Origin of the sequence: Chitinophaga sp. 30R24, assembly GCF_049056765.1 — a bacterium.
Lineage (GTDB): Bacteria > Bacteroidota > Bacteroidia > Chitinophagales > Chitinophagaceae > Chitinophaga.
Window position 1 is genome coordinate 372,188 of the sequence record NZ_JBJGXX010000003.1, and the last position, 13,630, is coordinate 385,817.

Annotated in this window: 9 protein-coding genes; 3 read left to right on the forward strand and 6 right to left on the reverse strand. The window is 46.7% G+C overall.

Annotated elements, in window-relative coordinates:
• Positions 1-4 precede the first annotated feature (4 nt).
• Positions 5-712 carry an esterase family protein gene (locus ACDQ55_RS11725; RefSeq protein ID WP_420981579.1) on the reverse strand — a complete coding sequence of 236 codons (708 nt, stop codon included), beginning with the start codon at positions 710-712 and terminating at the stop codon, positions 5-7.
• 56 nt (positions 713-768) lie between these two features.
• Here ACDQ55_RS11725 and ACDQ55_RS11730 point away from each other — a divergent pair, with 56 nt between their 5' ends.
• Positions 769-939, forward strand: coding sequence for a hypothetical protein (locus tag ACDQ55_RS11730; RefSeq protein ID WP_420981580.1), 171 nt, complete (start codon positions 769-771; stop codon positions 937-939).
• Positions 940-947: 8 nt separating this feature from the next.
• Positions 948-1,448, forward strand: coding sequence for an alpha/beta hydrolase (locus ACDQ55_RS11735; protein ID WP_420981581.1), 501 nt, complete (start codon positions 948-950; stop codon positions 1,446-1,448).
• Between the two features lie 90 nt (positions 1,449-1,538).
• On the opposite strand, the gene ACDQ55_RS11740 is transcribed toward ACDQ55_RS11735, so the two are convergent.
• Positions 1,539-4,826 carry a TonB-dependent receptor gene (locus ACDQ55_RS11740; RefSeq protein ID WP_420981582.1) on the reverse strand — a complete coding sequence of 1,096 codons (3,288 nt, stop codon included), beginning with the start codon at positions 4,824-4,826 and terminating at the stop codon, positions 1,539-1,541.
• 423 nt (positions 4,827-5,249) lie between these two features.
• Between ACDQ55_RS11740 and ACDQ55_RS11745 the strand changes: the two genes are divergently transcribed.
• Positions 5,250-6,452 carry a bifunctional 3,4-dihydroxy-2-butanone-4-phosphate synthase/GTP cyclohydrolase II gene (locus tag ACDQ55_RS11745; protein WP_420981583.1) on the forward strand — a complete coding sequence of 401 codons (1,203 nt, stop codon included), beginning with the start codon at positions 5,250-5,252 and terminating at the stop codon, positions 6,450-6,452.
• Positions 6,453-6,551: 99 nt separating this feature from the next.
• Here ACDQ55_RS11745 and ACDQ55_RS11750 read toward each other — a convergent pair whose 3' ends face one another.
• The 4 genes from ACDQ55_RS11750 to ACDQ55_RS11765 all read right to left on the reverse strand — a co-directional run bounded on the left by ACDQ55_RS11750 (position 6,552) and on the right by ACDQ55_RS11765 (position 13,617).
• Positions 6,552-11,387, reverse strand: coding sequence for a translocation/assembly module TamB domain-containing protein (locus ACDQ55_RS11750; protein ID WP_420981584.1), 4,836 nt, complete (start codon positions 11,385-11,387; stop codon positions 6,552-6,554).
• 226 nt (positions 11,388-11,613) lie between these two features.
• The gene (locus ACDQ55_RS11755; RefSeq protein ID WP_420981585.1) at positions 11,614-12,657 is read right to left on the reverse strand and encodes an aminotransferase class I/II-fold pyridoxal phosphate-dependent enzyme; all 1,044 of its coding nucleotides are present in this window, start codon (positions 12,655-12,657) and stop codon (positions 11,614-11,616) included.
• 3 nt (positions 12,658-12,660) lie between these two features.
• Positions 12,661-13,083 carry a hypothetical protein gene (locus ACDQ55_RS11760; protein WP_420981586.1) on the reverse strand — a complete coding sequence of 141 codons (423 nt, stop codon included), beginning with the start codon at positions 13,081-13,083 and terminating at the stop codon, positions 12,661-12,663.
• Between the two features lie 3 nt (positions 13,084-13,086).
• On the reverse strand, positions 13,087-13,617 hold the full coding sequence (locus ACDQ55_RS11765; RefSeq protein ID WP_420981587.1) for a DUF1572 family protein: 531 nt from the start codon (positions 13,615-13,617) through the stop codon (positions 13,087-13,089).
• Positions 13,618-13,630: the final 13 nt, after the last annotated feature.

Here is a 13,630-nt window from a genome sequence, read left to right on the forward strand (position 1 = left end):
ACAACTACTTGATGAGTGATAGATAATAAGGCAGCATTTCCCGCCATGCAGGCCAGTCGTGCGTGCTATGCGGCCGTATATCCAGCCAGTGGGATATGTTTTTGTTGGTTAGTATACTAGACAAGCGTTCATTTTGTGGCCGCGTAACATCCTTATCTGCTGCCCCCAGTATAATACCCATGCGCCATAGGTCAGTATGCTGGTTGTCTGGTATATAGTCGGCAGGGCTGTTAAAATAAACGTTATCGTCGTAGTAGCCGTCCATGCGGTTTTTGATATCGAAAGTGCCGCTCAGGCTAAACAGGTAGGATACACGCTCCGGATGCCGGAAAGCAAAATTGGCAGCATGGTAGCCACCGAAACTGCAACCGGCGGCCACAATGCGTTCGCGTCCTGTTTCTGCGGAGATGCGGGGCAGGATTTCTTCCATCAGCATTTTATCGTAACAGAGATGGTTATACGCTCTTTGCCGTGGAGGGATATGTTTATTGTACCAGCTGATGGCGTCGATGCTGTCTGGGCAGTATACCTTAATTCTTCCTTCTTTGATAAACCAGCTGATAGCAGCTATCAGGCCAAAATCCTTGCTTTCATAGTAACGTCCCATAGAGGTAGGAAAGAGTAATAACGGATATCCGCGCTCGCCGAATACCAACATCTCAAATTCCTTTCCCAAGCTGGGAGAATGCCATTTCAGATAGTTTTCAGTCACTGGAAAGTGTTTAGATAAATTTAAAAAAGATTCCTGGTTTATCATTAAATTGTTATGTGCATACTCATCAACATTCGGTTAATTCCGTTTACTTGCAACGGGAAGTGTTGCTGGACACGTATTTCACAGGAAGCTTCCCTACCGTATTATTATTAGTGAACGACGGGCAGGAGCTCTTACCATTATTGCCTTCCCTGCCGGCTACGGTAATGGTGGCCGGGATTTAGCCGGTGCATTGCGGCGGGCAGAATATGGCACTGCCGGCGTGCCGGATTATATGGGGCAGGGACAGCTGGCAGAGCGCTATACCCAGTTCATTATACAGGAGCTGTTGCCTTACCTCCAACAGCGGTACCCAACGTTTCCGCTTACACGCCGCGCTTTTGCGGGATGGTCGCTGGGGGGCTTATCCGCTTTGGACATTGTTTGGCGCTATCCGTCGTTCTTCCAATTGGCCGGCATTTTTTCTGGTTCACTGTGGTGGCGCAGTAAGCCTTTGGGAGCAGATTATCGCGATGATCGTGATCGCATTATGCATCAACTTATCCGGGTGGGGAACTTTCATCCCGGCCAACAGTTTTTCTTTGAATGCGGTACTGCCGATGAAACGGCCGACCGGAACATGACTCTGCTACCTGGAAAACGGCCATGGCTAAATTTTTACAACTTTTCTTCTTCTTTTCGTAACCAGGTTGTGGGGCACCGCTGCGCAGATGTGAAAACCATGCTGGGATAGGGAGAGATAACGGCAATGGGGTAAGAAAAGGTATAAAAAAAGCTCCTGCCAATTGGCAGGAGCTTTTTAGTATAGTGATAAGTTATTGGATTAGAAGCTGTATTTCGCACCCAATTGCATACCCCAGGTACTGTAGTTGGTACGTACGTCCTGGTAAGGAGTGGTAATGAGTGAAGAACCGCTGGTAGCCCAGTTGTAGGTTACAACGCCGTTAGCATCTACCCCTTTGCTGGCCAGAGGGTTGTTGATAATATACTGTTGTCTTACACCCCAGTTTTTGCTCAGGAGGTTAGGCAGGTTGGTCATATCCACGCTGAATTGCAGGGTATGGCGTGTACCGCCTTTGGTAGTAATAAAGAATTCCTGCAGGAAGCGGGCATCCAGCCTGTTATACCAAGGGATCAGCGCACCGTTTCTTCCAGCATATTCACCTTTATGTTTTTTCAGGTATTTGCTGTTGCTGATGAACTGATCGTAAGCAGCCGCCTGGTCTGCCGCGGAATAAGTTTTACCGCCGGTAGTATATGGTATAAAGTTAACGTCTGAACCTTTAGCGTAGATGTACATCAGGTCAGTGGAACCGTTACCGTCGCCGTCGATATCACCATTCACTACATAGCTTACTCTGCCAAGGCTCATGCCTTCGTAGAACAGAGACAGGGTAGAAGCGAAGTGTTTTGCATATTCCTTACGGTAAGAAAGGTTTGCTACTACACGGTGAGGAATACCATACTGGGAATTGTACAGTTCTTCTGCATTGGAAGTACCCACGTTCGGGTTGCTTTGCCAGATAGAAGCTGCCTGGCTACCAGGGTTACCGGTTACGTCTTTCGCGTTGGTATAGGTATACGCTACGGAACCATAGAAGCCGTTAGAGAATACTTTAGCCAATTGTGCGCTTATGTTGAAAGAGTGTCCTTTGGAAGTATTCTTCATCAGGATGGCACTGTTCACATTAGAGAAAGCGTATTTAGGTGTTCCAGGTGGGTACCAAGGTCTGGTATCGCCATTGGCGTTCAGGTGACCGGTTGGATCCAGGAGATTTACGTTGATCATTCTAACCGCATTGATGTCTTTAGTGTACATCGCGTCAATGCTAGCTGTCAAACCCCAGCCCAAGGCTTTATCGATACCGATGTTAGTTCTCCAGATCTGAGGGAATCTGAAGTCACGGTCCAGTACGGTGAAGCCTTTTGGTGGATTTTTATCATCCGGTGTAACGGGGAACAGACCTTTATATGCATTCGGGTCTGGATTAAACGTCAGGCCAGCCAGCTGAGCAGGTTGGTTGATGATCGCCTGGTTCTGATACATACCACTGTTAGTAGGCATGTTGGTCAGGTATACAAAAGGTATTTTACCTGTGAAGATACCAGTTCCACCGCGCAGGATGAGGGATTTATCACCCAATGCATCCCATCTGAAACCAACTCTTGGCGACAGTAGTATGCGGGATTTAGGCCATTCTCCAGTGTTGTACTGTGCTCCGTTCGGGAATTTCAGTGCAGTGATGGTCGGATTTTCGAGCGGACTCTGTAAGTAAATAGGGAGGTCTGCACGCAGGCCGTAAGTCAGTTTGAAGTTATTGCTTACGTTAAATTCATCCTGGATATACGCGCCCAACTGACCGATTTTTAACTCAGCAGAATATACTCTGGGTTCTCCGGGTACAAGAGAATAAGTATAGGCAAAGAAAGCAGGTGGCTTGTCTGCCATAAAATCCGCCAGTGAGTTGTACATGTAGTAGCTCTGGGAACCAGACATGAACATGTTACCTACTTTTTGGTATTCGAAGGTAAGACCCGCAGTAATGGTGTGCTTACCGGCATAGTAGGTATAGTTGTCGGTTACAGAGAAGATGTTGTTGATAACATCGTTATTGTAAGTGAACGGATCGGTACCAGTACTCATGTAGTTGTTACCATCATTGTTGAAGATATCGATCGTTGGGAACACTTGTCCGCCCGGAATAGTACGGGTATCGCGGATTTTGGTGTAGGTCAACAGGAACTGGTTCGACATTCTGTTGGAGAAGCTACTGTTCAGTTCCAGGTTGGCGCTTCTTACAATGTGGTCTGTTCCGTAGTTGGAATTAGAGAACGACATTGATTTAGGACCAAAACGGTTGTTAGGCAAACGGGTGTTGCTGTAAGTACCGGTACCGCTTATAACAGTATAACCGCCGGCAGTGGTGTTTGGAATACTGGTTGCATTTTCAACGGTCATGTCAGAACCTTTGAAATCACTGTATTTCAAGGTCAGTCTGTGTACGCTGTTGATGTTCCAGTCTACTCTGGCCAGGATCTTATGGTTCTTGGTTTCCAGAGCCGGGAAGTCGTTGTAGCTGCCTGCTTCATATCCGTATTTGGACAGCAGGAAGTCGTGCAGTTTCTTCAGTGAATCTGCAGAAGTAGACGACATGTTTGAACCAGAAGGAGTTGCACCTGATGGAGTAGGGATATAAGCTACGCCAGGAGAGTGGGAGTTTTCAAATTCAGCGTTGGCGAAGAAGAACAGTTTGTTCTTTACGATAGCGCCGCCAAAAGTACCACCGATTATTCTGTTATCGGTTTTAGAAACGGGCAGGGTGTAATCATGGATCTTTTTACCGTTGAAACTTTGGTCACGGTAATAGCCATAAGCGCTACCATGAAATTCGTTGGTACCGCTTTTGGTAACCGCGTTAATACCAGCGCCGGTGAAACCTGATTGTCTCACGTCGTAAGGCGCGATATTAACCGAAATTTGGTCGTAAGCATCCAGTGAAATTGGAGAGGCGCCACCACCGGGGAGTGGGTCGTTGCTCAAACCGAAGTTGTTATTCAGGTTTGCGCCATCTACCTGCAAATTGTTGTAACGGCCATCGCGACCGCCAAAGTTGTTACCGTTCGCCTGTGGAGTGAGGCGGGTGAAATCGGTAATGCTACGAGATACAGAAGGGAGGGTGTTTAACTGCCTGTTGTTGATAACGGTTGAGGCGCCGGTCTTGTTCAGGCTCAGTTTGGCCGATTGTGCGCCTACAATGTTTACCGTTTGCAGTTGTTGTCCGGATATCAGCTTTTCGTTGATCACGAAAGGCTCACCCAGACTTAAGGAAATTCCTTCCAATACCTTGGTTTCGAACCCGATATAGGAAATTTCTACTTTGTACGGGCCGCCAATGCGCATGCCCGGAATGGTGTAGTAACCATCGGCTCTTGTTACGGTGCCATACACAGTTCCGGAAGGTATGTGTGTAGCTTTAACGGTGGCTCCTACCAGTCCTTCACCTTTATCGTCCCGAACACTTCCTGTCATACTGGAAGTAGTTACCTGCGCAAAAGTGAAAATGGAGATGAGCAACAAACAAAACGTTGCGAGTAATTTTTTTAACCCCATGTTAACGGATTTTGATTTCATGGCGCAAAGTTGCTTAATTTTCTGTTTCAAAATTTAACTCGAAATTAACAAATTGTTAAGTACACTGTGGATATCTCAAACCACTGCATTATACTTCGAAATATTTCATGTAAATGCCCGTAAACATTGACTTTCTTCAAGTTATCTACTAAAATTTATGATTTGTCAAATTGTACTTATCGATAATAAGTTAAATCCTTACCCAGACTCAATTCTAAAGGACATTTTTATTTTGCAACATATGTATTGTTAAATATTTATATATGTTAAAAAAAATTGTATAATTAACATTACTACAACATTTTTTTAACAAAAATTAGCGACTGAACCGGCTCAACTTTTCACAGGTATATGTTGTAACTTTGCGGCATTCAATATTACTGACCCGGAGGAAATATTTATATGTTAGACACAATAGCAGCAGCAATAGAAGATATAAAAAACGGTAAACTAGTGATCGTAGTAGACGACGAAGACCGTGAAAATGAAGGTGACTTTATCACTGCCGCCCGCAATGTAACACCGGAAATCATCAACTTTATGAGCACCCATGGCCGTGGCCTTATCTGTGCACCACTTGTAGAAGAGCGTTGCGAAGAATTGGGCCTCGAACTAATGGTACGCGACAATACTGCCCTACACCAGACTCCTTTTACCGTATCCGTAGATTTGCTCGGTCACGGCTGTACCACCGGCATTTCTGCCCACGACAGGGCTAAAACGATACAGGCCCTGATCGATCCTAATACTAAACCGGAGCACCTGGGCAAGCCCGGGCATATTTTCCCGCTGAAAGCCAAGAGAGGCGGTGTATTACGCCGCTCCGGCCATACAGAAGCCACCATCGACCTGGCCAGACTGGCTGGTTTTGAACCTGCCGGCGTACTGGTGGAAATCATGAACGAAGATGGCTCTATGGCCCGCCTGCCGGAACTGCGCGAAATTGCTACCAAATTCGACCTGAAACTGATCTCTATTAAAGACCTGATCTCTTATCTGCTCAGTACCGAAACACTGATCGAAGAAGGGGTGAAAGTACAGATGCCTACCAAATATGGCAATTTTGAACTGATCGCATTTAAGCAGGTGAATTCCGGTGAAATCCACATGGCCCTCAAAAAAGGCGAATGGGAAAAAGGTGAACCGGTACTGGTACGTGTACACTCTTCCTGCGTAACAGGAGATATACTCCATTCCCTGCGTTGTGATTGTGGCGAACAGCTGCACGCTGCTATGCAGATGGTGGAAAAAGAAGGTAAAGGCCTTATACTATACATGAACCAGGAAGGAAGAGGTATTGGCCTGATGAACAAACTGAAAGCCTATAAGCTGCAGGAAGAAGGGCTAGATACTGTAGAAGCCAACCTGGAACTGGGCTTTAAAATGGATGAACGCGATTATGGCGTAGGTGCACAAATACTCCGTCATCTCAATATTTCCAAGCTCCGCCTTATCACCAACAATCCGCGCAAACGCGCCGGTTTAAGTGGATATGGCCTGGAAGTAGTGGAAAATGTGCCGATCGAGATCCATCCCAACCCTCACAACGAAAATTACCTGAGAACTAAACGGGACAAATTAGGACATGATATCCTGAAAGGATAAATGAATATAGCAGGCTGCCCCGGCAAGCCAGCAAAGCGAAAAGGAGTAAAGCTTGTATTGCACAGGTTTTACTCCTTTTCGCTTTACTAGGTATAGCGCTTAGAGATGGAAGGCTTGCCCTATTGCTGTAGAGTCTATTCTCCCTTTCAGGGAATCTTCCTTCATCATACCTGCTTTGCGCAGGGAATCCGGCAAGAGCAGGCGTTTACGCCGGTTAGCATTAAACAGTTCATTGAAGCGGTTGTATTCTCTGATATAGGAAATACCGATACCAGACTTTGTACGGTTGTTCAGGTTATATACGTCGTAATCCGTTTTACTGAAGGCATTGATACGGAAACGGCCATCCGGCGTAAGCAGATATTCAAGGCGGAAGTCGCCGGCCAGGCGGTTGGTACTGGCAGAAGTTGCTGTTTTCCCCCAGTCGTAGTCTCCACCGGCATACAATCGGAACCGGTTATTGAATAAGGTGCTGGTGATACCGGCGCTCACCTGGTTACGGTCTACGGAAGAGTTGTCTTGCGGACCGCCTACATTGTAAGCCCGGTAGTTGACATTCACCCCGATGCCGCTGCCTTTGAGGAGGGCGCCGGTAATGTTATTCAAAATGGCTTGCGCTTGTGCGGATAAGGCTTGTCCTACGCTGTTTTTGCCGGTAATACCCACATTGGCCGCCGCCGAGGTGGTAGCGTCGTCGGGTAGGAATTGGTTGGAGAACAGTAATCCCCACACCTGGAATAATGCTTTATTCTGATCGCTGTTGATTTCTTTCAGATGGGCAGCTACTCCGCTTTCATAAGCGAGGCTACCTACATCCGGTAATTCAATGGAATACGTAATATCCGGTTTTAACAGAGCGCCGCGCAGGTTAATCAATACATCCACCTTTTCTGTGCGGGTAGCCAGTTTGTCGCTGCTGATATTGGTGCCTTGCCCTACCAGGTTATACAGGCTTACTTTGGGCAATGAGTATTTGGCCATAATGTTTACTTTGGCCTCAGACGGATCGCCGTTCCAGATGATGGAGCTGTTTTTCTCTATATCAAACTTCCAGCTGGTAAGGCGTTGAAAGGTGAAGTTATAAGATCCGTTGTTGATTTCGTAGTTGCCAAACATCGTAAAGTCGCCTTCTGTGTTCACGGTAATCTGCAGATTGCCGGTGCCATTGGCAGAAATAATATCGCCGGTGGTGGCATCCAGGATAACATCTATCTGGGCATCAGGATTGGCGGCGATGTCCAGTTTTACGGTCAGTTTAGTGTTGTCTTTTTTCTTTTTCTTTTCTACGATGTCTGTACCGTAGGTTTTGAAGGTGATGTAGTCGTATTTCCCGATATCCTTACTGTCGGTCATCGGCAAATAAAAATGTGTGCCTTTAATAGGGCGCGCAATGATGTGCATTTGCATATCGTTGAGCGGACCGGAAAAGTATACCTTACCGTCGGCGATCACATCTCCATAAAACAGGTCATTGTCGGTGGCATTGGTATTCAGGAAAAGGAACTTCCGGCCGGTAACGTCGAAATCGAAGTTGAGTTTATCGAAGTGGTCATGGCTGATATAGCCGCTGGCGGTACCTTGGGTATTGTATTTATCAATAAGTACGAAGTTGCCGAACTCAATCAGGTTATCATCTACGTTAATGTTTAGCTTGGGAATGCGGTAATGCGTGCCCAGGTAATCTACGGTAACGCCTACTGTATCCAATACGAGCGTGCCTCTTACAGAAGGTAGCTGGGTAGTGCCGCCAACAATCAGATCGCCGGTAACGGAACCGGTGAGATGAGATACATAACCTACCACGTATTTATTCAGTAGGCTGATGGAAGTGCCATTTACTTTTACATGGGCGTCGATGCCATTGTTGCTGGCAGATAAACCTACCTTTCCCTGCGCTAGGAAGAATTTGCCTTCGTTATCTGATTGTACGCTAAAAGTAGCGGTGCCAGACTCATGATGATAGCTGCCATCTACATTCAAGGCGCCAATGGAATCGTTATCTATACGCAAGTCGCGCGTTCTCAGCGCGGCATTCACTTCCAGGTTTTGCGTAGGGTCTGATATATTGATGATACCATCAGTGATGCCTTCAACCCGGGTGGTAATGAGCTGCGACGGAATTACATCTGCCAGGTTCAGGTTTTTCAAGGTGATGGTAAACTTTGATTCATCGGGATTGAATTCGTTGGTTTCTACCGTAATGCGCTGGTCGTTGCGGGTGATCCGCAGATTTTTTACGGTAAGGAAATGCTTGCTCCAATAGATCTCATTACCGGGAGTTACATTCCATTGCCGTTCGTTAACGGTAAAGGCGCTGTTGAGGAAATTAATCTTTACGCCTTGCGGCACGGTAATTATACGGGCATAAAAACCATCCAGAGATGTAGAGTCGTCTGCTGAGAGGTCTACTTTTACGAAAGAGGTATCATGCCCGGAACTGGCCAGTATCAGCGGACTTTCCAGCACGGTATTTTTGCCGGACAGTACTTTGCCGATGCTGGTACTGATATTCACTTTATTGAAATTACCGCCTCCTTTTACCTGCAGGTCTTGTACCTGGTAGTCGAGATAAGCGGCTTCGGGTATGTTGATGTCTAGCTGTAGGTTACCGCCGTTATTGGTATTGAGTGCGCCGTCTACAGTAGTGTTGTTGAAGCCGGAAAACTGTTTGGTAAAGCCTTTCAGCAATTTATCCACTTCTCCCAGCCGGAAGGCGAAGGTGAAGTTTTGGTTGATGTTCATGTTTTGCGGCGCATTGAAAAAGCTGGGGTAGTATTTATAGAGTAGCAGTTGGAAAGCATCCGGCAGTTGCAGGAAGCTGTAGGCTCCTTTTACAAATCCGCTGATCTCACTGCCTGTAAATTCTAGTACCTTCTCGTTGTTGATCTGGTGGGAAGATACGTAGAGGGAATCAAATTCCAGGCGCCGTTTATCTTTAAATACAGATACTTCGTACATCCGTGCTGTGCCATCGAAGTTATCGATGTTACTACCGGCGAAATTAAGGTCCAGTTTGGCCTGCAGTGTAACGGAGTCGGAAGTGAGGTGCAAGGCTTTGAGATCGCTCTTGCGGATTTCTGAATTAAACCGGAAAACAGGCAGGGCTTCATTGAAGTCGATGGTACCGGCAAAGTTCATATCCAGGTTAGGATCGTTGGCGGTGAGGGAGCCGTTGAAAAATTTGCGGCTCATATCTCCTTTTGTTTTAATGTTGTGATAATTGTACCCGAGCAGCGCTATTTCCTGGATATTAGCATCTACGCTGGCCCGTAGTGTTTTAAAGTTGAACCCGGCCCCCTTCACTTTTGCGTCGAGGGAGATAGTAGAAAGGTTGCTGTTATCAAACAGGCTGCCAATATCGAAGTTGGCGGCGGTAAGGCTACCGGAATACACCGGCACATCGCTGTTGGTTTTGAAATTGAGATCGGAACTCAGTTTACCGAGATTGGTTTGAAACTGGCCATAAGCCACAAAGTCGTTGATAAAGCCGGTATAGCTTCCCTGGAAGCGGATGGAGGAAAGGCGGTCTATACGCACGGTGCTTATTATCTCTTTCACTATTGGCATAATCTGCATGACGTCTGCCCCGGTGGTCACCAGGTCGTCTGTATGGAAGTCGATGTAAGTTTCGTTGATATCCGGCAACCCGCGCAATTCCAGGGAACCTTTCAAACGGGTAGTATTGCCTGCTTCCAGGGCTATATCCGTTGCTTTCAGGTTACTCACAGGGCCACGGGCCTTTCCGCTCACGGTGATCTCTTTTTTCCAGGAGGATAACGGCGGCGCAAAAAAGGCGATATCATCGGAAGATACTTTCGTGTTCTTAAAATGGGCCTGCATCAGTACATCGTTCACATAATCGTTCATGTCGCTGATGTCGTTATACTGCATGGTATAATAATCGCCGATATGACTACGGTTGGTTTCCAGATCCAGTTGGGAGAACTCCATTTCTACGGGCGACATTTTGAAACGGCAGGTCAGCTTTTTTACATCGAAGCCGCAACGTTCTTTGGTATGCAGGGTAAGGTCGCCGAAGATGCTGTCCTTTACCAGGCTGGTATTGGTGAGGGAGAGATTAATTTCATTGAAACGGATATGGTTGGGCGCAAAATAGCCCGGTACCACTTTGGAGGAATCATCCGGATCATCTACCCCGAAGGTGCCGTTTTTGATATTGAGTTCTTTGACGATCAGTTTCCAGTTATTATTGTTCCATCGCAACTGGCTGGTGTCATATACAGGACGGTTGGCAGCAACACGCCTTCTGCGCCGCAGCGGGGAAGAATGGTAATTGCTGATGATGTAATCAGGTGCTGTAAGGGTGAGCTCCTGTATATCTATATTATGCTTTTGAAGGTCGAAGTTTTTAGCATCCAGATAAATGCGTTTGGCAGTTACCCGCATATCTTCCCCTATCCAGGCGTCTACCTGGTTAAAGCGGATGTTACGGAGGTCTATTTTTTTAAGGTCCAGCGAAACGCCTTTAGAGGGCTGGTGGCTGGTATCCGGTGCAGCACCGAATGCTTTTTCTAGGAAATCATAGTTCCAGGTCGAGTCTTGCTGGGAACGCAACAGGTTTACCTGCGCATTTTCCAGTTTAATGTATTTGATCACTGGCTTGTCCTGGAAAAAGAACCAATCTGTAACGCGCACCTGGAGCATGCCGGCGTATAGGAGCGTATCGTGGTGCTGATCTTCAATGAGTGCGCCTTCCAGTTGCATGCTGTTAAATAGCCGGAAGCTTACCCGGTCTATTTCAACCCGTGTTTTTAATTGTTGCGACAGCCGGCTGGTCACTTCATGAACAAGGAAGTTTTGTACCACGGGAATGTTTACCAGTATTCCAATCAGAATAACAAGGCCTAACAAACATAGCAACACGACAGACAATATTTTCCGTACTTTTTTCAGGCGGTAAAGTTTATCCGGCAAAAATAATTAATAGTTGCCAGTCAATATCAATCGGCCGATAAATAAGGTGTATTTACCTGTTAACCGGCAATGGTAAAGGATAATTGAGTCGTTGATTTTTGTTGGTCTTCGGGAGATGATTACCTTGTAAGATTGATATTTTGTATTTTGGTTAACTACAATTAGTTGATATTCAAAATATAATAGGCTTATTTAGTCATTTATCATTTTTCGGCTCTACAACCCACTACAGGTTATTTTGTAGTTGTTGATGTAGCACCAATATATCTTCCTGCAGGTGCAGGGCAGATATTACTGCCCTGTTGAGTGGCTGGCTATGTGGAAACGGATAGGGGAAGTGGGAGATAATAATGTCCTTGCTGGCCAATTGTGCGGCGAGGTGGGGAGTGGAGGGCAAAAGGAATGCGGGTAACCCGTGAGGGTTATGTACAGGTGTATTTGCCGATAAGTGGAGCAGATAGGCGATATTTTGTTGCAGGGAGTAGCGCATCTTAGAGATCAGCGCTCCACTATGTAGCCATGTGTAGGCGTTAGCAGGCGCCATGGGGGTGCTGGCGGTGAAGATGGGGAGCCTTTTCACTGCTGCGATATCTGCTGCATGCCCGGCTACTACGCCGCCTTGCAAGCTATAAGCTTTGGCCAGGGAAGAAGTGAGCAGGTAGCGTACATAAGGGCTCGAAGGCAAAAAGTGGCTGCTGCCTTGTCCTTCCGGGCCAAGAATGCCGATGCCATGGGAATCGTCTGCTACTACCAACACTTTGCGTTGTAGCTCCTGCAGCCAGTGAAAAGGGTGGATGGTGCTGCTGAGCGGATTTACGGTATCAGTAACGATCACAAAGTGATGATCCGGATGGGTGTTTATTTGGGTGATGGTTTGCAGTATCCATTCTTCCCGGCTAATAGGCGGGAGCGTGGGTTGCAGGAACCATAGGGAGGGATGCGCATCGGGGGCATACAGCAGCTGGCCGCAGCTGTGCGCATATTGCACGGCTGCCTGTGAGGCCAGATAGCCGGAAGAAAACAGGGCTGCCGCCTGTTGCTGTAACAATACGGACAAGGCATGTTCCATTTCCTCGTATATAGATAACCGTAGGTTGGCTGCCCGTGAAGATGGAAAGAGAGCGCCATATTTTGCCATTCCTGTGGTCTGCAATGTCTTGAAAGCAGGGTGCTGGTGCAGACCCAGATAGGCAAAACCCGAAAAGAACAGGCAGCTGCGTCCTTCCAGCAACACTGTTCTTCCCGGGGTATTATCTGTATACAAAGCCATTTGCTATTCCTTTTTAGTACATAAGATAAACTGGAAATCGGTAGAAGTCACCTTCATATCGAAATAATCAGCGGTAAGCCGGGTAATAGTAACCAGGTTTTCTACTCGCCGGTCGCCATTGGAGGCCGTTACAGAGATCATGGCCCCGTTGCTGAGGATGAAATATTTCCCGGTATCTGCCTTGCCTCCAATAGTGGCTACAAATACATTATGATCAAGAAACTGGTAATAGGCATCCCGGTAATAGGTTTTTTTAAGGTCTTCTGCCTGTATGTACTGTGTATTGCTGATTGGGGCGTCGGGTGGAATTTTTACATCATATACCCGCCACTTTTTATTCATTAGCAGCTCATTATTCTTTTTACCTTGACAGGCGCTTATCAGCAATATGGTGCTGATAGCGCTTAAAATGATACGTATGTTCATGGATTATTGATTCCCCGTTTTGGCTTTGTTATAAGCGGCCGAACCGCCTTTAGGTATAGAAAGGCTTTGCCATTTGTCTTTCAGCAGCATTTTGCCAATATATACGATTTGTCCTACGTGATAGGGAACGTGCGCCAGTTGCCGGTTAATGGCATCTATTACGGCATGTGGCTCGCTGCGGATATACACTGTTTTTTCCAGGTCTTCTTCCCGCAGGTGATGGATAGCCTGCATCAGGCAATCCCAGCCCTCGTTCCATTGTTGCACGATCTGTTCATAGGTGAGGGAGGATGTTTCAAATTCCTGGTCGCGGTTGCGGTTAGGTTTTTCTCCGTCGGCGGTAAGGAAATCGGTCCAGCGCGACAACATATTGCCATGAAGATGTTGTACGATCACGGCAATGCTGTTGGGTTCCCCTTCCGGTTGCCAGTTCAGTTGTTCGGTATTGAGCCGTTCTATGGTTTTGATGCCTAGTTGCCGGTACATTTCAAACCGTTGCAATATGCTTTTCAGATACGTTTCAGAAAATGACATGGTTTGGTATGTT

Excerpts from the sequence above, each read along its gene's own strand:
- ACDQ55_RS11745 (WP_420981583.1), top strand. The coding sequence starts at position 5,250 with ATGTTAGACACAATAGCAGCAGCAATAGAAGATATAAAAAACGGTAAA.
- ACDQ55_RS11765 (WP_420981587.1), bottom strand. The coding sequence starts at position 13,617 with ATGTCATTTTCTGAAACGTATCTGAAAAGCATATTGCAACGGTTTGAA.
- ACDQ55_RS11755 (WP_420981585.1), bottom strand. The coding sequence starts at position 12,657 with ATGGCTTTGTATACAGATAATACCCCGGGAAGAACAGTGTTGCTGGAA.
- ACDQ55_RS11760 (WP_420981586.1), bottom strand. The coding sequence starts at position 13,083 with ATGAACATACGTATCATTTTAAGCGCTATCAGCACCATATTGCTGATA.
- ACDQ55_RS11740 (WP_420981582.1), bottom strand. The coding sequence starts at position 4,826 with ATGGGGTTAAAAAAATTACTCGCAACGTTTTGTTTGTTGCTCATCTCC.